Origin of the sequence: Vogesella urethralis, from assembly GCF_007644045.2 — a bacterium.
In the GTDB taxonomy this organism is placed as follows: domain Bacteria; phylum Pseudomonadota; class Gammaproteobacteria; order Burkholderiales; family Chromobacteriaceae; genus Vogesella; species Vogesella urethralis.
Genome location: NZ_VMDW02000061.1, coordinates 69592 through 91836, shown reverse-complemented (window position 1 = coordinate 91836; position 22245 = coordinate 69592). Strand labels below are relative to the sequence as shown.

Below are 22245 nucleotides of genomic sequence, written 5' to 3'. Positions count from 1 at the left end.
TTTTTATTTATTGCTGCCTTACTCTTTTTTATAATCGATAATCCAATTTTTAATTGAAATGTCTATTTTTGTTTGATTTGTGATTTCGATATAAATAAGAAATTCTCTATTGTTCTCAATGGCTTCTCTGTCAATTAAGATGAATGTTTGCTTATTCAAACATTCGCCCTGGTTTTGCTATGAAGAAGCTTTTGATTGGGTGGTTTGTCGCTGCCTATATGATTTTTTCTGCTATGGCCTATGCGCTGGTGCCGACGAGTACAGCACCGTTGGCGGGCGTAACTGCGGCGGATGGGGTCAATGTGCTGCTGGCACTTTCGATTGAATATCCCACTGCCGGCTGGGCTTACCAGACGGGCTATACCACCACTAATGAATACTTGGGCTATTTCGAGCCCGGGTTGTGCTACAGCTATGTCACCAACGACAACAGTGCGGGTGTCAACTATTTCAACCCGGTCAGTGCGGTCAATAACGCCAGCTTGCGTACCTGCAACGATGGCTTGTGGTCGGGCAACTTTCTCAATTGGGCGACCGGCACCGCTACCGACATCTTTCGCAAGACGCTGACCGGTGGTTACCGGGTTCGGGAGGCGACCGGCAAGACCATTTTACGCATGTCGCGCCACGGCTATGGCGATGACTCGCGCAGTTACGACGATTTTCAAGGTTATCTGCCGCTGCTAATCGGCCACGGCAGTACTGCCCGCTACCGTGATGTCACTGCGACGCTATTGCGGCCAACTGCTTCGCCATTTTCTCTCACACTGACTCGCAATTACCAGCGTGAAGAATGCGGTAGAGGATGCAATTGGGTGAAGTACAACGACACTACCACCTTCGACCTGAATGTGCGCGCCTGTGTGAAATCCACCAGATTTGGCATGGCCAGTAACTGCACCTTATACACGCCCTCTGCCGGGGTGGTGGATTACAAGCCGGAGGGCCTGATTCAGAAATACGCCAAAACCATGCGGGTGGGGGTGCTGAGCTATTTGCTCGACGATGCTGAAAACCGCGATGGCGGCGTGCTGCGTGCGCGCTTGAAGTACCCTGGCTGTTACCAGACGGTAACCACCAATAGTGGTAACAGTATTGCCTTGGGCCAGGAGTGGGACCCGAAAACCGGGGCCTTCTACCCCAACCCCGACCCAACCGACGCCAGCAACAGCAGCGTCAGCGACAGCGGGGTGGTCAATTATCTGAACCGTTTCGGAGAGTTGGGCTACAAGACGCTGGACCCAGGGGCCGAGCTGTACTACGCCGCCTTGCGCTATTTACGTAATAAAGGTGATGACAGTGCGTATTCGACTATCACCGATGATAGACAGAAAGACCGTTTCCCGGTCATTACCGACTGGGAGGACCCATTGACGTATTCTGACCAAAATAACTTCATTCTCTACTTTGGTGATGTCAACGTTCACCGCGATGTGGACTTGCCGGGTTCTACCTGGACAGACATTCCCACGCGCCCTCCTGGCGATGATAGCGAAATCAACGTCAGCACTTTGCTTAATACCGTGCGCAATGGCGGTACCAGCAACATCGGCTCTACCCACTCACCGGGTTATATTGCCGCGCTGGCCTACTGGGGCAATATGTTCGATATTCGCGGCGATAAGCTTGGTCAGCAGCGGGTGAAGGCTTTCATGATCGATGTGGTGGAAGGTGGCAACTACAAGAGCGAAACTACCAACGCTTTCTATCTGGCAGCCAAGTGGGGTGGTTTTGACGACAGTAACGGCAACAAGACGCCGGATGTGAAGTCGGAATGGTCAACCGATCTGCAAACCATCGGCGCGTTCCCTACCGGTGTGCCAGACAACTACGCCCCGGCTAACAACCCGGAGGCGCTGATCCGGGCGCTGAACCGTGCGTTCAGTTATGCGGCGCTGGCGGTCAAACCGTCGCTGTCCGGCCTTAGCGTGTCGTCTGGCAATAACAGTGTCGGCACCGGCAACCACCTGTTCCGCACCACGTTTGAACGCTCGTCTGCCAACAGTAGCGATGGCGGCGCAGACTGGTATGGTGACATCGAGGCGTACAAGGTGACGCTGAACAGCAGCAATGCGCTGAACAGCAACTCGCTGGCACTGGACTGGAGTACCAAAACCATTCTGGAAAGCCAGCTTGGCACCACGGCCAGTGGCCGCAATGTGTACGCCCATAACAAGAGCGCCGAGCGCGGTATGGTTTTCGACACCGGCAGCAGTTATCTGCAAACTCAGACCGGCCTCAATGCGGCGGGTTTGGCCTATCTGCGTGGTGACAATACCAATGCCGGCAACAGTGGCAGCAGAGCCTATCGTGCGCGCAGCTACCGTCTGGGGCCGATCGAGCTGGCCAAGGTGGCGTTCAATGGTGCACCGGCGGACATCAGCGGCTGCGGCAGTTTCAGCAGCAACGCCAAGGGGCGGCCAGCCATCTACGCGGTACCCGCTAACGACGGCTTCCTGCACATCTTCAACTACGGCAACAAGAATGACGCGGACAAGGGCAAGGAGCTATTTGCCTTCATGCCGTCTGCGGTGTACCCGCAAGCGGCCAGGTTGGCCGCCAAAGACTACGACTACGTTCGCCTGCACGATGGTAGCCCGGTCATCAAGGACGTGTGCCTCAATAACACCGCCACCACATTGTTGATCGGCTCTACCGGCCGTGGCATTACCCGGAGTGACGGCTATGGTAGTAGCAGCATTTACGCCATCGACGTTACCACGCCAACCAGCATGAACGCCGACAGCGTGCGCTGGGAGTTCTCGTCCAGCAACGATAGCCTGCTGGGCAATATGATGACGCTGCCCAAGCTGGTGAAACTCAATAACGGCAAATGGGCAGCGGTACTGGGTAACGGCATTAACCAGACGGCCAGCAACGCCGGCGTCTTCTTGCTGATGCTGGATAAGGCACCCGGCACCCCCTGGGTGCTGGGCAGCAATTATTTCCGCCTGACCGTCAGCCCCCGCAGCGCGCCCCTGTATGCGCCCAACGGTATTACCGACGTCAGTACCTACGACAACGACAACAACGGTACCGCCGATTACCTGTACGCTGGCGACCTGAATGGTAATGTCTGGAAGTTCGACATCAGCACGCCCCTGCCTGCCGCTTGGCGCGTAGCGCTCGCTGGCCAGCCACTGTTTACCGCTTACGAAATGAGTGATGGTACGCTGGGTAAGCGTCAGCCGATTACCGCAGCACCCGTTCTGATGAAAACGGCTAGTGGGCAGAAGATGGTGGTGTTCGGTACCGGCATCAACTACGCCGAGGCCGACCGTGCCACCAGTGGTCAGGCTATTTACGGTATTTACGACAATAATCAGCAGATTGCCGACCCGCGCAGTTTGTTGGCTCAGGAGGTTCCTTCTGCTGATGTCGGCTTCTCGCGCACCTCTACCAGTAGCGTTGCGGCCAACCAGAAGGGCTGGTACATCCCGCTGACCAGTAATGAGCAGGTGGTGTCGTCACCGTTCTATCTGTCACTGAAGAAAAAGGACTTGGTGGTAGTAGACAGCATTCGCCTGCGACAGGAGTGCGCAGCCGGCGGCGAGGCCGCGTTCCGTACCATCGTCAACCTCAGTAATGGTGCAGCTCCCGATAGGGTACTGATGGATACCAATGGCGACGGCAAGGTATCCAGCCAGGATAGCCAAGCCAATCGCCAGTTACTGAAGACAGGTCTCAACTACGGTGGCTCCCTGCTGTTAACCTTGCCCAACGGCAAGCAAGCGTTGTGTCATACCGGCGTCAGTGGCAATGTTGATTGTCAGATGCTGGGCAGTCGTAGTCGCGTGGTGCGTCGCGTCAGTTGGCGCGAGATCATTTTGGATTGATTCGAACTTCTGCTCATAAAGAACGGTGTTGGTGTACAAATCAGGCACAGATCGAATTATCCCCAATTCGCCGATGGACTTATCCCTGTCAGGGGGCGTGCGGCCTGCCCGGTGTCGTAAAGCGATGCCGAATCGCGGCATCAATCCGACTGTACCCGCCGTTCAACGCCCGAGGCTTGACGCTGTTGGCAGCAATCTGAAGCAGTGTATCCTCGATTCGGCAAGGCTAAGGCAATGGCAGTCATGCTACTTTTCCAGAATCTCCCCTTCACGTATTTCACTGCGTGTAGCGATGCATTCGGGGCCTGATTGTCTCGTGAACTCCCTTTCCAGACGTGGCCGTTTAGATATGGGGTAATGATGGCTGAAGCTTGGGCCCTGCCAGCGCGGCACAACGCTGGCATGTGTCGTCCCCCCCCCCATCCGTCGTCATGGTGACCAGTCTCTCTGCTTCCGGATAAGCGCTGCCTGGTGGCGTCTCCGGCGCGATTGTCGGCCACGCCCATCACCCGGATTGTGTCGTCCGCCTATCCATATCCCGTTACCGCTTGCGCTATTGGTGTCGGTGACCAGCAGCATGCTTTTGTCTTCTAGATGGCTAGGCCCGTTTTCTCGTTGCGGTACTGTCCACCTGCTGTTGTAGACCACTCACTGTGTTATCTGTTGAGGTGCAGCTGCAGGTTTTTCTGCCCGGAAAATAGTGATAACCCGTTAGGTTCAACGAGTGGCTTCATACGCTCGCGCCGTGGTTGGACGTCACGCCACAGCAAACCCGGCCTGCTCGTTCAGGGCCTGTTAACGCTATTTTTGATGCGGCGGCGCTTGTTTGACGGCGGCAATGCGCGAAAAACCGGGCGCAGCAGGACGATCCCTGCTCGCACGGTTTGACAAGGCAGTGCTGCGCTTTGCACCTGCCCCGAAGGGCAGGCCCGGTAAGCTTCCCACTGCGGCGTTGTCAGGCTTGCGCTGCGCTCGCTGTTTGAAGGGTAGGTGCCAGGGTGGTTAGGTGGCGGATTGATACTTGGTAGTGAATTATCATTATGCCTATGTATTTTATTTTTTGCTATTAAAATGATATTGCAATATCTTGTTGTGATTTATTAGGGTGGTGGCGTCGATTGCTTAAATGAGCGCCGGAGAGGTGATGGCCAAGCAGGTGCCGATTGGGGCAAACGCCGGCAAAATTTTATTTTATAATTTTTATATCGCCATGAGATATTGCTATCGGTAATATTGTTCTATCGCATCGTGGTGTTGCCCGAGTATTTGGCCGTACCCCCGTATTGGTTGTTGAGGTTTAAAATGAATAGATTGGTCAATAGTTTTAAATATCTAATATTGACATGCCAGGCCCTGCCTGCCATGGCGCTGGTGGTGCCCAATCTGCCGATGGTGGGAACGTCGGTGTCGCAGCCACCGCTGAACGTGCTGGTGGTGGGGCGTGACCGCAACATGTTTGTGGAAGCCTACAACGACGCCACCGACCTGGACGACGACGGCGTGTACGACGTGGAATTCAAACCGTCCATCGATTACTACGGCTACTTCAACAGCAACGTCTGCTATGCGTACTCCACCACCAACAGCCGTTTCGAGGCCATGCAGTACACGGCCGACAAGAAATGTGGTGGCAGCTACTGGTCTGGCAATCTGCTGAACTACGTGGCGATGTCGCGAGCCGACGTGCTGCGCAAGTCTTTGTACGGCGGTACCCGCGAAGGGACTTCAGCCGTGCTGGTGCGTTCGCGCATTCCGCGTGATGCGCATGCCTGGGGCAAACAACTTACTGCCACGCTGTCGGGGCAGGGCAGCCTGCTGGATTACGTACCCTCCAATTTCATGGTCGGCACGCTGGGGTATTGTACCGATGCCAGCAACAGCAACCTGTGCGTGACGGCATCCGGTGGTGCCAACACCCTCAAGAGCCGGCTGGACCTGGGCCATACGCTGGTGTTTGCCAACGCCGACGACGGCACCACACCGGTGATCAAGGTGGCCTCGGCCAGCAGCGGCGTCGACATTACCCAGTGGGTCAGCAGCGAGGCCAACGCCAACCTCAACAACTCCCGTTTCAGTTCGATGACCGGCATGGTGGCCAAGGTACAGTCGTGCACCAGCTACGATCTGCAGGCTGCGCAGGCACTGGGCAAGAACGCCAACTGCCGGCTGTACGGCAGCACCTACAAGCCGACCGGCCTGCTGCACAAGTACAGCGTGGACAACAATATGGAGTTCGCGCTGTTCACCAGTATTTATGCCAGCCCCAAGAGTGGCGCCGCCTTGCGTGTCGCCATGCGCCGTTTTGCCAGCGAGATCGACGCCAATGGCGATTTTGCCGCTGGCGGTATCGTGAAGACGCTGGACGCGTTGATGATCTACAAGCCCAATAGTGGCGGCTACAACGGCGGCGGGGACGGCAACTGGGGCAACCCGCTGGCCGAGATGTATTACGAGGCACTGCGCTACTACGCCGGCAAGAGTGGCCCTACCTACTTCACGGCCGGTAGCAGCAGCACCATCGACAAGAACAATATCGGCATCAACTTCCTGGAAAACTGGTCCAGCTACAAACCGTACGCTGGCAAGTACTGGTGTTCCAAGCCGTTTATTACCGTGGTAAGCGATGCGGTATCGTCGTTTGACAGCAAGCTGCCCGGCTCGCCGTTCGAAAGCATGGCCACCGAGTCCGGCATGAGCGACCTCAATGTCGGCACGCTGGCCACCACGCTGTGGAACAAGGAATTCGCCGGGGTGATGAAAACCATCATGATCGGCCAGGTCAGCGGCAGCAGCAGTAGCGTGGGTCTGCCTACCGGCAAGTCGGCCAGCTCGTTCAACGTGCGCGGCATTTCGCCGGAAGAGCCTACCCGCGAGGGCGGTTTCTATGGCGCCATGGCAGCTTATTACGCGCGCACTACGCCGCTGGTGGATGTGTCCGTGCCCAGTGGCAAGACCAAACCCACCATCCGTACCTTTGCCATTGCGCTGTCCAACTCCTTGCCCAAGGTGGAGCTGAAATTTCCGCAGCAGACGGTCACTTTCATTCCGTATGCACGCTCCGGCAGCAACACCATGTCGATTGTCGACTACTACCTGTTCAAGAGCGATACCAGCTGCACTTGGCCAGACTGCTACCGCTTCCGGGTGAACTTCGAAAACTCCGAAGACGGCAGCGACTGGGACGTCGACCACATCGTCGATTACCGCATCAGCAAGGACAGTAGCAGTACGGTACGCGTGAAGGTGGATACCTTCTACGCGGCCAACGGTGCGCAGACCTACGCCGGCTTCATCATCTCCGGCGTCAGCCCGCTCAGTGGGGCGACCGATGGCAACAAGACCGGCCCTTACCTGGTGATCCGCGAGAAGGAAGACGAACCGTGGGCGCTGACCTGGAACGGCTACAAGGGCACCAGTATCGAGTGCATTGCCACTAGCCAGCCTTACTACAGCCTGTTGTACGGCCTGTATAACAGCCCGCGCCGCAGCAACTGCCCGATCCTGCCGGAGAATTTTGACCGCATCTTTACTGTCAGCAATGGCGCTTCCACGGTAGAGCGGCTGCAGTCCCCGCTGTGGTACATGGCCAAGTACGGCGGCTATACCGACGCCAAGACCGGCAGCGACGCCAATGCCCTGCTGGAAACCAGCCAATGGGATGCTGACGGTGACGGTGTGCCCGATGCTTACGCATCCGCCACCAACCCGCTGAAACTGGAACAACAGCTGGACCGCATCTTCAATACCATCCAGCAGCAGGCGCCGTTCCTGGTGCCGGCGGTGGGTAGCAGCAGCAAGCTGGAAACCGATACCGCCGAATACACCGGCGGCTACGATTCGGCCGATTGGTCGGGCAGCCTGGTGGCCAAGAAATACGACGAGACGCAGAAGAAGTTTGCCACCACGCTATGGTCGGCCGCCGAGTTGCTGCCGGCCAGCAGCTCGCGCCAGATCATCGCCGGTGTCAGCAACAGTTCGGTGAAGGCCATTCCGTTTACCAGCACCAGCCTGGCCTTGCCCGCTTACAACCTGCTGCCGTCGCTGCGCGAAAGCGTGGAAAGCAACAGCGTGGCGATTAACCGCGTCGACTACCTGCGCGGTAGCGCCGCCAACGAGGGCACTACCACCGGCAAATTCCGCGTTCGCAGCCGCACCAAGCTGGGCGACATCCTGCATTCACGTGGTGCCTATGTCGGCGCACCGGTCAGCGGCTTCCGCAGCGACAGCAGCTACAGCAGCTTCTACAGCAACTACAAGAGCCGGGCGCCGATGCTGTACGTGGGCGCCAACGACGGCATGCTGCACGGTTTTGATGCTGCCAGCGGGGTGGAGAAGTTTGCCTTCATTCCCAAGGTGTTCCTGTCGTCCACCGTCGGGCAGTCGCCGCTGATCGACCTGACCGAGCAGAACTACAGCCACCGTTACTTCGTGGACGGCCAGCTGCACAGCAGCGCCGCCTGGGCCGACAGCAGCTGGAAAACCCTGCTCGCCGGTGGCTTGCGCGGTGGCGGCCGCAGCCTGTTCCTGCTGAACGTGACGGCGCCGGCCAACCTGCTGGAGTCCAAGGCCAACGAGCTGGTGCAGTGGGAGTTCACTTCGTCCGACGACAGCGACCTGGGCCTGACCTTTGCCCAGCCGCAGATCCTGCAGATGAACGACGGCAACTGGTACGTGGTATCGCCCAATGGCTACAACAGCAGCAGTGGCCGTGCGGCCATGTTCTTCCTGCCGGTTGATGCCCGCACCAGCTGGACCTCGTCCAACTACAAGAAAATGGTGGTGGAGCAAGCCACGGCGGCCAACGGCCTGTCCGATTTCTCCTATTACGACCTCAACAAGGACGGCAAGGTCGACCTGATCTACGCCGGCGACCTGAAAGGCAATATCTGGCGCTTCAACGTCAGCAGCAGCGATACCAGCAAGTGGACGGCCAGCAGCATCTTTGTGGCCACCGGGCCGGATGGCAAGGTACAGCCGGTGGTGCTGGCGCCGCAGCTGTCGCTGCACCCGACGCTTGTCCTGCCGCGCAGTGCCACCGCACCCAATCTGGTGCTGACGTTTGCCGGCGGCAAGTTCCTGGAAGCCTGCGACAAGGATTCTGCCGGTTGTAGCGGCGAATCCACCACCCGCAGCATGTACAGCATCTGGGACTTTGGCGGCTACATCTGCAACCGCAGCGAGCTGGGCGTGGTGGGCGTAGAGCACTTCCCCGACACCATGCCGAAAACCCGTCACGTTTTTGACTACGACAGCAAAGGCTACCCGGGCAGCGGGGTGAGCAATGCGGCGGTAGCCTGCACCACCAGCGGCTCTCGCACCTTGTCCAGTGCGGACGGCAAGAGCACGTACAGCCTGTCCAGTTACAAGCTGGGTTTCTATCACGACCTGGAGCTGCCATTCGAGAACGTGGTCAACCTGGAAGCGTTCGGCAAGACGCGCGTTGTTTTCGAGACCGATTACCGCAAATCCACTGCCGATGCCTGCGAGTCTGAATACGTCACCTACCCGTACGACAATTTCAGTCTGACCGGCAAGCCGCTGGCCGGGGTGATCAACCCGCCGGACACAGCAGAAACCGCAGCCCTGGTGGCCACGCTGAAAGCGCGTGGTTATAGCGACGCCAAGGCCCGCGAGTTGGCCGCCGGTATTGGCGGCCCGGGCAGCATGTCGCTGTCCGGCTCGTACGGGCTGATCCGGCGCAATACCTTCAAGCAAGGCAACCAGTGCTACATCAGCTACAACGGCACGGTGATCGGTCCGGTGGCTTGTGGTACGTCGCGCAGCATCAAGCGGGTGTCGTGGCGTGAGGTAATCCAGGACTAGTTTTGCCCTGTGCAAAGCAAAAACAAAAGGCCGCAACCGCGGCCTTTTTTTGTCGGGAAGGATTATACCCAATGTATTTTTATTGATACATGAAATGCCATTTATATAGTAGTGAATGGTATGATGTCACGATCAATCGTTTGTCATCAGCACCGCCCGCTGCCATTCCACATGCATTTGAAGCGCCTGTCCTGCCTGTTGCTCAGCCTGTCCTGCCTTGTCGCGCCGGTAGTGGCGCGTAATCTGGACATTCCCAATGCGCCGTTAACGGCCACCCGCAGCATCCAGCCGCTGATCATGTACCAGATCGACGATTCCGGCTCGATGATGTGGGACATCATGCCGGACAGCTACATGCCGCTAGGCAGCGCCAGTGGCTACCTGTTTGCGCCGGTCGAAAGCAATACGGTGTATGGCGGCAGAAACTATGCGTCGCTGCACAACTACTATCTGCCAGCGCAGAGCGGTCTCAATATCTACGACGTGTTCCTGCGCTCGTCCCGTAACAATGCGGTGTATTACAACCCGCAGCAGAATTACAAACCGTGGGTGGATGCCTCCGGTCAGACCTATTCCCCGCACGGGCCGGCCGACAAGCCGGAGGATGCCAGTTTCAACCCGGCGTACCGCGACGCCGAGCGCATCGACCTCACCCGTTACCGCGAGCACTGGGGGCGCTGGTATTTCAAGAATGCCCTGCACGGCGAAGGCAGTCTGGGCTATTGCCAGACGCACTACGACTGTCGCGACGTGTCGGACGCCAACGTCCAGACCTGGCAGGGCTACTGGCCGATCACGTTCTACGTCTACAAGGGCAGTGGTTCAGCGCAGGACCGCAAAAACTACGTCCGTTACCAGATTCGCGGCGACCAGGCTTACCAGACCGACCTGGCCCAGGTAAGCAGCAGGAAAGACGACGAGAGCAAGGCGCAGCAGATCACCACCTTCCCTTGGGGCCGCAGCGTGGCGCAGGAGGCGCGTAACTTTGCCATCTGGTTCCAGTACTACCGCTCGCGCATCCTGGCGGCCAAGGCCAGTACCGCGCTGGCGTTTTCCGAGCTGGGTTCGGAATACCGGGTGGGGTTTTCCACCATCAACGGCCTGGACAATGGCAGTTATGTTCCGATGCCGTCTGACGGCGGCTTCAGCGGTGTCAACCGCAGCCAGTTCTTCGATACCCTGCTGGACTTGCTGATTTACCAGCGCGGTACGCCCCTACGCTCGGCGCTGCAGTGGTCGGGCGCGAACTTCAAGAAGAACTACTGGAACGATGGCGTCAGCTGCCGGCGTGCGTTCACCATTCTTACCACCGATGGTTACTGGAGCGCAGAAGATATCCGGGTCGGTAACGTCGATGGCGACAGCAAGGCCCCGTATGCGGACAGCGTAGACAATACGCTGGCCGACGTGGCGATGAAGTACTGGCGCGATGACCTAAGCACCGAGCCCGACACCGTGCGACCCACGCAGCAAAACCCGGCCACCTGGCAGCACATGACCACCTTTAGCCTGTCGCTGGGCCTGAAAGGCAAGCTGGACCCGGTAGCCGACCTGCCGCTGCTGGCGGCCGGCAAGAAAAGCTGGCCCGACCCGTTTGCCTCGGACAGCCACAAGATCGACGATCTGCTACACGCCGCCGTCAACAGCCGCGGCCGCTTTGTGGCGGCGGCCAACCCCGACGAATTCCGCAAAGGCCTGCTGGACGCACTGAACGAAATCACCCAGATGGCCGGCTCACAAGCCGCCGGCGGCATGAGCCAGCAGGCGTATAGCGACGGTGCGTTGTATTTCCAGGCCGGTTTCGATTCTGACAACTGGAGCGGCACCCTGCGCGCGTTCAAGCTCAACCATAGCGGTAACTCGGTCACGGTCGGCAACGCGCTGTGGAATGCGGCCGACAAGCTGCTGCAGGACAAGGTGCGCGTCATCCTGACCGGTGGCGGTGGCACCGGCAAGCAGGCACAACCATTCCGCTGGGACCCGCTCAAGACCGCCGGGCTTGGCAGCGGGCTGGATAGCGATCTGGTGGCCTACCTGCGCGGCAGCAGCGCCGGCGAAGGCAGCCGCTACCGGCAGCGCACCACGCTGCTGGGCGACATCATCGGCGCCGCGCCGTTGTACGTTGGTGCGCCGTCTGCCGACCTGGCCGCCGCCAAAGACCGGCCCGCCATGGTGTATGTCGGCGCCAACGACGGCATGCTGCACGCCTTTGACGCGGCCAGCGGCGAAGAGCGTTTTGCTTATATTCCGTCTGTGCTGCTGCCGCGCCTGAAAGACTTGGCTACCTTCGACTACAAAGACCGCCACCGTTATTTTGTCGACGGCCTGAGCGCTACCGCCGAGGCAGTAGGGCAGGACGACGGCAAGCGTGCCACCTTCCTGGCCGGCACGCTGGGCCGCGGTGGCGAGGCGATGTACCTGCTGGACATTACCCGCCCGGAAAACGTCAGTGATAGCACCGCCGGCCAGCTGGTGCGCTGGGAATTCACCAGCCAGCACAGTGCGCACCTGGGTAAACAGCACGGGTTGACGCCGCAGATCGTACGCCTGAACGACGGCAAGGATTACGTGCTGGCTCCCAACGGCTACAACAGCGCGCAAGGCAGCGCCTCGCTGTTCATCCTGCCGGTACGTGGCGGCATCGACAGCTGGCAGGAGGGTAGCAACTACTGGCGTATACAGGCAGTGGCCGGTAGCGGCAACGGCCTGTCCGACCTGGCCCCTTATGATCTGAACGCGGACGGCCGCATCGATCTGGTCTACGCCGGCGACGCGCTGGGCAATGTCTGGAAGTTCGACCTGTCCGGCACCGGCCCCGAGCAGTGGGCGCAGGCCAGCCCGGTGCTGCTGTACCAGGCGCGGGGCCCGGGCGGCAAGGTACAGCCCATCAGCGCCGCGCCGGCACTGGCACCGCATCCCGACTACCCCGATACCCGCCGCAGTGCAGCCCGCCCCGGCTTGATGGTGTACGTGGGTACCGGCCGTTATCTGGACAGTTGCGACAAGGCCGGCGGCAGCTGCCAGGACGAAGACGGCACCCGCAGCGTGTACGGCCTGTGGGACTACGGCGGCCGCATTTGCCGGCGCCAGGAGCTGCTGCCACAGTACTTGTCCAGCGTCAGCATTACCGGCGCCGCCAGCGGCGCGTATCGCGAGGTCAGCAACCACACGCTGAACTACCCGCCCGACGGCGTCAGCGGGCCGGACTGCGTCAGCAATGGCCAGCCGCGCAGCGCGGTGCACACCCGTCTGCCCGATGGCCGCATCGACAAGCTGTACGCCTTCCCGGCGTTCGATAAACCCCAGAGCGAGCGCGAAGCCAGCGGCGGCTACTGGCTGGGCTGGTACATCGACCTGCCATCCCGGGACGAGCGGGTAGTCGGCGCGCTCGACTACTACAAAAAGCGGCTGGAAGTGCAGACCTACATTCCGGCGGCCGTCTCCGATAACGTCTGCGAAGTCGGCAAGGACAGCGGCTACCTGCTGCGGCTGAACTACCGCAATGGCGGCACCTTCAGCAAGCCGCGCTTCGACGACCCGCTGCTGAAAGCCGACCTGAACAAGCCCGGCAGCCGTGCCAGCCGCGTGGTGGGCAAAGCCACGCCAGGCTCGCTGGGCCGCACCCGCATCAAGTCCGGCACCCGCTTCTCGCTGGCGCTGTCGCTAACCTCCGGCGGTACCGGCGGCGAGCTGGACGAAGTGCTGGGCCGCGTGGTGTCCCGCGTCAGCTGGCGCGAAGTCATCCAGCCTTGATGCCAGCGCCGTGTTGGCCGCAGGTTGCGGCCAACAAAAAAGACAGCGCCCGTCGATAAACGGGGCTGTCTTTTTTGTTACAGCGAAACACCGGGCGCGCCGGTGTCGGCCTGGCTGTTTACTCCGCCTGCTCGCTACCCGCATCACCACCAGCCTGGCGGGCTTCGAAAGCGGCGCGCTTTTCCGCGTTGGCCGCAGTGCGGGCCTGGAACTCCGCAGTGCGGGCGGCTTTGGCGGCCAGCTTCTCGGCCTTTTCGGCGGCCTTGATCTGGGCCAGCTCAGCTTCGCGCAGTTCGCGTGCGGCGATGGCGGCTTCACGGGCGATGGCACGTTCGGCTTCTTCGGCGGCTTCCATGGCGTCCACTTCTTCGCGGGTCATGCACGGGCTGGTTTTTTCGAACCAGGCGATGGACTCCACGTGGCCGGTGTGCGGGAACATGTTCACGATACCGGCGGCTTTCAGCGTGTAGCCCTTGGTGTGCACCAGTACGCCGGCGTCGCGGGCCAGCGTGGACGGGTTGCACGATACATAAACCAGGCGCTGCGGTGCGGTTTCTTCGGTGAAGGCCTTCACCAGCTGGATGGCGCCGTCACGCGGCGGGTCGATCAGCATCTTGTCGAACTTGCCCAGCGCGGCCAGCGATTCTTCGGTGACGTCGAACAGGTTGGCCATCTCGTAGCTCACCTTGTCTTGCAGGCCGTTGTGGGTGGCGTTTTCCACCGCGCGCTTTACCAGCGCGTGGCTGCCTTCCATGCCGTGCACGGTGGCGCCGCTACGGGCGATGGGCAGGGTGAAGTTGCCGATGCCGCAGAACATGTCGGCGATGCGTTCGCCGGCTTGCGGGTCCAGCAGGCGCAGCGCGCGCGATACCATCACGTTGTTGATGTCGGGGTTCACCTGGGTGAACTCGGTGGGGTAGTACGGCATTTCCACGTCGAAGTCGCGCAGGCGGTAGGTGAGCTTGGGCGCGTCCAGCGGGTAGATCGGGTAACAGGTTTCCGGGCCTTTGGGCTGCAGCCATACCTGCAGCGGGCGGCCAGGCTGGCTGTGGGCGTCGGAAAACGCCTTCAGGATGGCGAAGTCGTTATCGGTGATGGCTTCCATGTTGCGGAACACCAGGATGTCCACTTCGGCGCCCACGGCCACTTCCACCTGCGGCATGCGGTTGTTGATCGACAGCTTGATGATCATTTCACGCAGCGGGGTGATCAGCGCCGAGATGTGCTTGGGCAGGATGTGGCACTCGTTCATGTCGGCAATGAAGCTGGAGCGCTTCTCGTGGAAGCCCACCAGCACGCCGCCTTTCTTTTCCACCAGGCGGGCAGACAGGCGGGCGCGGTGGCGGTAGCCCCAGGCCGGGCCGGCGATCGGGGTCATCACCACTTCCGGCTTGACGCGGCCAATGCGCGCCAGGTTGTCTTCCATCACGCGCTGCTTGATGGCGACCTGGGCGGTGAATTCCACGTGCTGCATCGAGCAGCCACCGCATACGCCGTAGTGCGGACAGGAGGGCTCGGTGCGCATGTAGCTGTCTTTCAACACTTCTACCGCTACAGCGTTCTCGTAGCTGGGTTTTTTGCGGAAGCTGCTGTAAGTAACTACTTCGTAAGGCAGTGCGCCTTCGATAAAAATGGTTTTGCCTTCGACGTGGGCAACACCACGTCCTTCATGGTCCAGGGATTCGATCTGGGCAATGTGTTGCTGTTGAGTCATTGTTTTTTAAAGTCAAAATGCGGTGGCAAAGGCGGCAATTGTCGCAGAAACCACAGCAAAACGCACGGCGCCATGGCATGGCTATGGCAATGCAACAAATGACGCGTCATCTGCTAACATCGCCCCAATGCAACCTGTACGAATGACCAAATTGACGATGAAAGCCAGCTTTGTCCTGCTTCCCTTGTTGTGCAGCCCGGTCTGGGCCGCTACGCCGGAGCCGGACGTCGAGATCGCCCCGGTCGGCCAGCACCTGGTGGTGAACCTGCCGCAAACCCGCGTGCTGCTATATCAGGACGGGGTGCTGCTGCGCAGCTACCCGGTGGCGGTGGGCAAGCAGATTACCCGTACGCCTACCGGTAATTACAGCATTACCGGCATTCACCGTGACCCCACCTGGCATGTGCCCAAGTCCATCCAGGCCGAAATGGCCAAGAAAGGGCAGCCGGTAAAAACCGAGGTACCGCCAGGGCCGGACAACCCGCTGGGCAAGGTGTTCATCCGTTTTGGCGAGCCACGGCTGGGGCTGGGGTTTCACGGTACCAACCAGCCCGGTAGCGTGCCCGGTGTGCGCAGCCACGGTTGCGTGCGCCTGAAAAACGAAAACGCGCTGGCGTTGGCCGACTGGGTGGCTAACGGGGCGCAGGTTACCATTGCCTACCAGCCGTTGTTGCTGAACGAAGACGAGGCGGGCGAGCTGTGGCTGACGGCCTACCGTGACATCTACGGCATGAAAGACCCGTCGTACCGCCATCTGGCCAATACCTTGCTGCAGTGGCAAACCGAAAACGGCAAGGTACTGCACGGCAAACGGGTGGATCTGGCTATCCGCGAGCGTACCGGCAAGCCGGTTTGCCTGTCGTGCAAGGATGCCGACAGCGCCACCATCACCGGCGCGCTCAGCAGCAAGCGCTGGCTGAGTGTGGAAGAGCCGGCAAAAGAGGAGCAAGCCACCGTGCCGGTAGAAGGCCGCAGTGTGCAGAGCCGTCCGCCGGTCAGCCCAAGTTAGGCCAGGCAAGGCTCAGGTAAGCAGCCCGTCCCCGAGACGGGCTTTTTTGCGCCGGTGCATGCCATATGGGCGTCCGGCAGGCATTTGACCGGCGTCATGTCGGTACGGTTGGGCGGGGCAGATACTGGAAAAAACACCAAGACCTGCCGCCGCCGGCAACACGGCGGCGGCCAGAGCCAGAGAGCACACCGCCATGAACTTGCATGAATACCTGATTGCCTCCCACCGCCGTTGCCGCCTGCTGCTGGGCGAACTCTGTCATCTGGTTGCTTGTGCCGACTGGGCGGCGGCCCAGCACCATTGCCGCGCTTTCTGCGTGGAAATGGACAGCCACTTTACCGATGAAGAAGAAATCGTCTACCCGCTGTTCGAGCAGGCAACGGCCATGCCGCAAGGCCCGACCGAGGTAATGCGTTACGAGCACGACCAGATGCGCGAGCTGATGGAGGCGCTTTACCAGGCGGTGGCTGCGGCCAACCCGGTGCAGTTCGAGCAGCTGACGGCCAGCCTGCAATTGCTGCTGCAGCAGCACAATGTGAAAGAAGAAACCATCCTGTACCCGTTCTGCCAGCCCGGGCCGGAGGCGATGACGGCGCTGCAGGCCGGTACGGCACGGCGTGGCTAGCGGGCGGTGCTGGCGCTGGTGTCGGTGCAGAATTTGCGCCGTGCTTGCGCCAGGTCCCAGTCGCCTTGCAGGTCCAGCCAGAAGCGCGGCGGCAGGCCGAACAGCCGCGACAGCCGCAGCGCGGTATCCGGTGTAATGCTGCGGTGGCCCTGGATGATTTCGTTCAGGCGCCGGCGCGATAGCCCCAGCTGGCTGGCGGCGTCGGTTTGCGTCAGCCCGGCCGGGCGCAGAAAGCGGCTGTACAGAAAGCGGCCGGGGGCGATAGGGGTTCGGGTGTTCAGGGGGTGACGTGCCATGCGGCCAACCTCGCGAAAAAATGGCCGGGGTCGCCCCCGGCCCAAACTTACCCACACACTCTTACTACAATCGTCCAGCGATGGTGTCGTGTGCCATCGCCGCCTGACGGGTACTAATCCTTGAACATGCGGAAGCCGCTGATCATGGTAGAGACCATGCTCTGCTTGGACATGATGTCCTCGCGGATGGCGGCGTACACGTGGATCATCACGAACAGCAAAATGGCCCACATGCCCAGCCGGTGCCAGCTGTGTACGTCCAGGCTGTTGCCGAATGCCACGATCACCCAGTTAAAAGCGGTATGTGCCCAGCTGCCTTCGCCGGTGCCTTCGCCGTACAGCGCAAAGCCGGTGGCGCACATGAACAGCGTGGCCCAGATGAAGCTGGCCATCGCAATCTGGCCCACCGGGTTATGGCCGATGTACTTCTTCGGGTAGCGCTCCAGAAACAGGTACCAGCGGATCTCGAAGAAAAATTCTTTCCACCACGCCTTGTCCCATACCGGCACCAGGATGATCTCGCGGGCATGGTGGTTACCCACGATTGCCCAGTACAGCCGGCCCAGCAGCCCGGCGGCCAGCACGTAGCCGGCGGTGAAATGGGCAAAACGTATATAGCCCATCACGTACTGGTAGGTGGCTTCGCCCGGCACGCTGGGTAGCGGCTTGCCGATAAAGTAGCCGGTTACCGACAGCGTGATGATGCACAGCACGGTGACCCAGTGCCATAGCCGCACCGGCGCTTCGTACACGTAAACCGACGTTACCTTGCGGCCCAGCCCCTGCGGGGCGTTGCCGTCAAAACCATAGCTTTTCATCGCTTGCTCCTGCGTCTGGGGTGGCGACCGATGCCCCGCTGGCTGCCAGCCAGGGCAATGCGGTCGTGAACCCGCGCTGAAAGAACCGGCAGCACCGTGGCGGGGGAGTGCAGCCCCCGCCACGGGCCATTCCGGCGATCCGGCCGCCGCCGGGGTGTGCGGTGGCGGCAGCCGGGTCTGGGGACCACAGGTTGGCCGCATGCGGCCAACCGCTCGCGCTTAGCGCACCTGTACCTTTACCAGCTCGCCGCCGTCATCGCCGATGACGTGGGTAGAGCAGGCCAGGCACGGGTCGAAGCTGTGCAGCGTGCGCAGGATCTCCAGCGGCTGGTCCGGCACCGCCATCTTGGTACCCATCAGCGAGGCCTCGTAGGCGCTGATCTGGCCCTTGTCATCGCGCGGGCCGGCGTTCCAGGTGGTGGGCACCACGCACTGGTAGCTGTCGATCTTGGTGTTGTCGATCTTCAGCCAGTGGCCCAGCGCGCCGCGCGGCGCCTCGGTAAAGCCCACGCCTTTCACCGATTTGGGCCAGGTGGCCGGGTCCCATTTTTCGACGTTGGCGGTGGCGGTATCGCCGTTCTTGATGTTGGCGATCAGCTGGTCGTAGAAGCTGGCCATCTGGCGCGCGGCCCATACCGACTCCAGCGCGCGGGCGGCGGTGCGGCCATTGGTGGAGAACATCACCTCCAGCGGTGCGTTGAAGTGCTTCAGCAGCGCGTCTACCGGCTCTTTGAACTCCGGCTTGTTCTGGTGGTAGCCGATCAGGTAGCGCGCCAGCGGGCCCACTTCCATGGCGTGGCCTTTCCAGCGCGGCGATTTGATCCACGAGTACTTGGCGGACTCGTCCAGCGACTCGATGCGCGTCTTGGTGCCTTTATGGTTCGGCCCCAGCTCGAATTTGGGCTGCGTCAGGCCGTCAAACGGGTGCAGGCCTTTCTTGTCGTCGCCGTAGCTGTACCAGCTGTGGGTGACGAATTCCTGGATTTCGTCCGGCGCGTACAAATCCACCGGGTGGATCTCGCTGAACTTGCCGTTGATGATGGCGCCACGCGGCAGCAGCAGGTTGGCCTCGCTGTAATCGTTGGCGCGCGCCGGGAAGTCGCCGTACGACAGCACGCTTTGGCTGGCCAGGCCGCCGCCGATCTTGAACCACTCCGGGTAGAAGCCGGCAATGGCGATCACGTCCGGCACGTACACTTGCTCGCAAAACTCGATGGTACGGTCGATCACCTGTTTCACCAGGTTCAGCCGCTCCATGTTCACGGCGCCTACCGCGCCGGTGTCGTCCACGTTGATGGCGCACGGCATGCCGCCCACCAGCCAGTTCGGGTGCGGGTTCTTGCCGCCGAAGATGGTGTGGATCTTGACGATTTCCTTCTGGAAATCCAGCGCTTCCAGGTAGTGCGCCACCGCCATCAGGTTGGCTTCCGGCGGCAGTTTCATCGCCGGGTGGCCCCAGTAACCATTGCGGAACGGGCCCAGCTGGCCGCTTTCCACAAAACGTTTCAGCCGCGACTGCAGGTCGCGAAAGTAACCGGGGCTGGACAGCGGCCAACTGGAGAGGCTTTGCGCCAGCTCGCTGGTTTTCTTGGGGTCGGCTTTCAGCGCCGATACCACGTCTACCCAGTCCAGCGCGTGCAGGTGGTAGTAGTGCACCAGGTGATCGTGCACGTACAGCGCGGCCTGCATCAGGTTGCGGATCAGGTTGGCGTTTTCGGGGATATTGATCTTCAGCGCGTCTTCCACGGCGCGCACCGAGGTCAGCGCGTGGGTGCCGGTGCACACGCCGCAGATGCGCTCCACGAAGGCCCAGGCGTCGCGCGGGTCGCGGCCTTTCAGGATCACTTCCAGCCCGCGCCACATGGTGCCGGTGGATACCGCGTTGGTAATCACGTTATTGCTGTCGAGGTTCACCTCGCAGCGCAGGTGGCCTTCAATGCGGGTAACCGGGTCTACCACCACGCGGCGGCCGCTGTTGTCCAGGGTAAAGCCTTGGGTCTGGTAGGCCATTACACGTTCTCCTTGTTCTTGTTCTGGGTGTCGTCAAGCGGCTTCAGGTCCTGCTTTTTCAGCACCGTGCTCTTGATGGCGCTTACCGCCGCGTGGGCGGCAATGGCGGCGCCCACGCCGCCGGCCACGGTCAGGCCGATCTGGTCGGCGTTGGCCTCGATGCCGAATTGCGGAATGCTGGTAACGCGGTCGTAGAACGAGCCCTTGTCCCAGAAGCCGTCTTCCGAACAACCGATGCAGCCGTGGCCGCTTTGTACCGGCCAGCTCACGCCGCCGTTCCAGCGCACGGTGGAGCAGGCGTTGTAGGTGGTGGGGCCTTTGCAGCCCACCTTGTACAGGCAGTAGCCCTTGCGTGCGCCTTCGTCGTCCCAGCTTTCCACGAACTGGCCGGCGTCGAAGTGCGGCCGGCGATAGCATTTGTCGTGAATGCGCTGGCCGTAGAACATCTTGGGCCGGCCCTGGCGGTCCAGCTCCGGAATACGGTCGAAGGTCACCATGTAGGTGATGACGGCGGCCATCACTTCCGGGATGGGCGGGCAGCCCGGCACCTTGATGATGGGCTTGTCCAGAATCACCTGGTGTACCGGCGTGGCACGGGTGGGGTTGGGCTTGGCCGCTTGCACGCAGCCCCAGCTGGCACAGGAGCCCCAGGCGATCAGCGCCTTGGCGTCAGCCGATACGCGCTTCAGTTTTTCCACGAACGGCTCGCCGCCGGGGAAACAGAACATGCCGTCTTCGTTCAGCGGCGGGTTGCCCTCGATGGCCACGATGTACTCGCCTTTGTGCTTGGCCATGATCTCTTCGAGGATGGCTTCGGCCTGGTGGCCGGCAGCGGCCATGATGGTGTCGTCGTAGTCCAGCGAGATCAGCGACAGGATGGCGTCCTTCGCCAGCGGGTGCGCCGAACGGATGAACGATTCGGTGCAACAGGTACATTCCAGCCCGTGCAGCCAGATCACCGGCGTGCGTGGCTTGGTTTCCAGCGCCTGGGCGATGCGCGGCACAAACGCCGAGCCCAGGCCCATCGAGGTGGCGGTGAGGCTGCAGAACTTCAGAAAGCTGCGGCGGGTAACACCCTGGCGCCGCATGGCCTGGTAGAAAGTCTCCATCGTGGTCTCTGCCTTATTCTGTTTTGTAGGGGGGTGGTAACAACATGGGTGGCGCCCTGTTACAAGAAGCGTGCCAGCTTGGCGGGGTGGGCAAGTGCTTGTTATGTAACGACTTTGCGGCGTGCCGAATGGCGGGGTGGTAAGCGGCTTTGCAGTGGGTGCGGCCAACTGGTTGCCGGCTGTGCGGCGGGTGTGCTGGCGGGCAGGCAAAAAAATACCGGGCCGGCACAGGGGGGAGCCGGCCCGGTTGTTGTATGCGGTACAACCAGGTTTGGATGGAGGAGTGCGAGCGGCAATACCACTCGTGCAGCGCTCGCCGGGCAAGCGCTGCGCGCGATGTACTGGCAGTTCGGGTTAGATAAGCCTGTGCCGGCCGTTTTCAAGCCCGGCCGGGAACAGAATTACAGGCTGGACGCCAACAGCCAGGCGCCGCAGGCGGCAATGGCGGCACCGCCGGCACGCAGCCACAGGCTGGCGCGCGCCAGCAGCGTGTTGCCGGCCACCAGGCCGCCAGCGTGCAGCGCGGCGGTAGCCAGCACGAAACCGGCCATATAGCCGGCCAGGCTGCCGGCCGGCGCTTCGGCACCGTGGGCATGGCCGTGTACCAGGGCAAAGGCGGCAATCAGCGGCAGGCCGATGCTGGCCGGCACGCGGCTACCGGCGGCCACCATCAGGCCCAGCACCAGTACCGACAGCGCAATGCCCGGCTCTACCGCCGGCAGCGCCACGCCGCCGGCACCCAGCAGGCAACCGGCCAGCATGGTCAGCACGAAGGTGGCCGGCGCTGCCAGACGCAGCTTGCCGGGCTGGCTGGCCGCCCACAGGCCGACGGCTACCATGGCCAGCAGATGGTCCAGCCCGCCTACCGGGTGGGCCAGGCCGGAATACAGGTTGAATGCGTGGTCGTGGCCGGTGTGGGCCAGCGCGGGCAGGGCAGCGGCGCCCAGGGCGACGGCCAGCAGGCTGCGGGTGGGGGTCATCGGTGTCTCCGGTAGGTTGTCTTGTACCGCACGCGGCGGCTGGAGCTAGCCGCTTGCAGGAAACATGCCAGTTTGCCGCCGGCAGCGGCAAGTGGCTGATTCTTCAAGGGATGGCGGTTGGCTGTAACGGGGGCGGTTACAGCAGCTGGCAAGCAGCTTTGCACTCTGGCCCGCCGGCTGGCAGCCGGCTTTGCTGGCGGGTGTCATCGCGCTGTCACGCCAGGGCGCTACAGTGGCCGCCGTTCTTCAGGTTTTGTCCCGATGCGTTTCTG

At 61.2% G+C, this 22245-nt stretch carries 11 protein-coding genes; 5 read left to right on the top strand and 6 right to left on the bottom strand.

Annotation, left to right across the window (positions count from 1 at the left end; translation table 11 throughout):
- The first annotated feature begins 302 nt into the window (after nucleotides 1–302).
- The 3 genes from FLQ03_RS05115 (at nucleotide 303) to FLQ03_RS05105 (ending at nucleotide 13412) form a co-directional block, all read left to right on the top strand.
- Complete coding sequence (locus FLQ03_RS05115; RefSeq protein ID WP_170252314.1) at nucleotides 303–3836, top strand: pilus assembly protein; 3534 nt, start codon at nucleotides 303–305, stop codon at nucleotides 3834–3836.
- A gap of 1362 nt (nucleotides 3837–5198) precedes the next feature.
- Nucleotides 5199–9659: a pilus assembly protein gene (locus FLQ03_RS05110; protein ID WP_170252313.1), complete on the top strand. Its 4461-nt coding sequence runs from the start codon at nucleotides 5199–5201 to the stop codon at nucleotides 9657–9659.
- A 171-nt stretch (nucleotides 9660–9830) separates the two neighbouring features.
- Nucleotides 9831–13412, top strand: a complete 3582-nt coding sequence (locus FLQ03_RS05105) for a pilus assembly protein (protein ID WP_170252312.1) — start codon at nucleotides 9831–9833, stop codon at nucleotides 13410–13412.
- Nucleotides 13413–13530: 118 nt separating this feature from the next.
- On the opposite strand, the gene rlmD is transcribed toward FLQ03_RS05105, so the two are convergent.
- Entirely contained in the window at nucleotides 13531–15126 is a 1596-nt protein-coding gene (gene rlmD, locus FLQ03_RS05100; RefSeq protein ID WP_144372879.1) for a 23S rRNA (uracil(1939)-C(5))-methyltransferase RlmD, read from the bottom strand.
- Between the two features lie 142 nt (nucleotides 15127–15268).
- Between rlmD and FLQ03_RS05095 the strand changes: the two genes are divergently transcribed.
- Both FLQ03_RS05095 and FLQ03_RS05090 read left to right on the top strand, forming a co-directional pair.
- Nucleotides 15269–16135 (top strand): L,D-transpeptidase, encoded by an 867-nt coding sequence (locus FLQ03_RS05095; protein ID WP_240802200.1) that lies wholly within the window; start codon nucleotides 15269–15271, stop codon nucleotides 16133–16135.
- A gap of 193 nt (nucleotides 16136–16328) precedes the next feature.
- Nucleotides 16329–16760 carry a hemerythrin domain-containing protein gene (locus FLQ03_RS05090; RefSeq protein WP_144372878.1) on the top strand — a complete coding sequence of 144 codons (432 nt, stop codon included), beginning with the start codon at nucleotides 16329–16331 and terminating at the stop codon, nucleotides 16758–16760.
- Here FLQ03_RS05090 and FLQ03_RS05085 read toward each other — a convergent pair.
- The 5 genes from FLQ03_RS05085 to FLQ03_RS05065 all read right to left on the bottom strand — a co-directional run bounded on the left by FLQ03_RS05085 (nucleotide 16757) and on the right by FLQ03_RS05065 (nucleotide 21973).
- A complete protein-coding gene (locus tag FLQ03_RS05085; RefSeq protein ID WP_144372877.1) occupies nucleotides 16757–17056 on the bottom strand; it encodes a HigA family addiction module antitoxin in 300 nt (99 codons plus the stop codon). The genes FLQ03_RS05090 and FLQ03_RS05085 overlap by 4 nt on opposite strands.
- 113 nt (nucleotides 17057–17169) lie before the next feature.
- Nucleotides 17170–17874 (bottom strand): Ni/Fe-hydrogenase, b-type cytochrome subunit, encoded by a 705-nt coding sequence (cybH, locus tag FLQ03_RS05080; protein ID WP_144372876.1) that lies wholly within the window; start codon nucleotides 17872–17874, stop codon nucleotides 17170–17172.
- Between the two features lie 219 nt (nucleotides 17875–18093).
- The gene (locus FLQ03_RS05075) at nucleotides 18094–19884 is read right to left on the bottom strand and encodes a nickel-dependent hydrogenase large subunit (RefSeq protein WP_144372875.1); all 1791 of its coding nucleotides are present in this window, start codon (nucleotides 19882–19884) and stop codon (nucleotides 18094–18096) included.
- Nucleotides 19884–20993 (bottom strand): hydrogenase small subunit, encoded by a 1110-nt coding sequence (locus tag FLQ03_RS05070; protein ID WP_144372874.1) that lies wholly within the window; start codon nucleotides 20991–20993, stop codon nucleotides 19884–19886. The genes FLQ03_RS05075 and FLQ03_RS05070 overlap by 1 nt, the downstream gene beginning before the upstream one ends.
- A 401-nt stretch (nucleotides 20994–21394) precedes the next feature.
- Nucleotides 21395–21973: a HupE/UreJ family protein gene (locus FLQ03_RS05065; RefSeq protein WP_144372873.1), complete on the bottom strand. Its 579-nt coding sequence runs from the start codon at nucleotides 21971–21973 to the stop codon at nucleotides 21395–21397.
- Nucleotides 21974–22245: the final 272 nt, after the last annotated feature.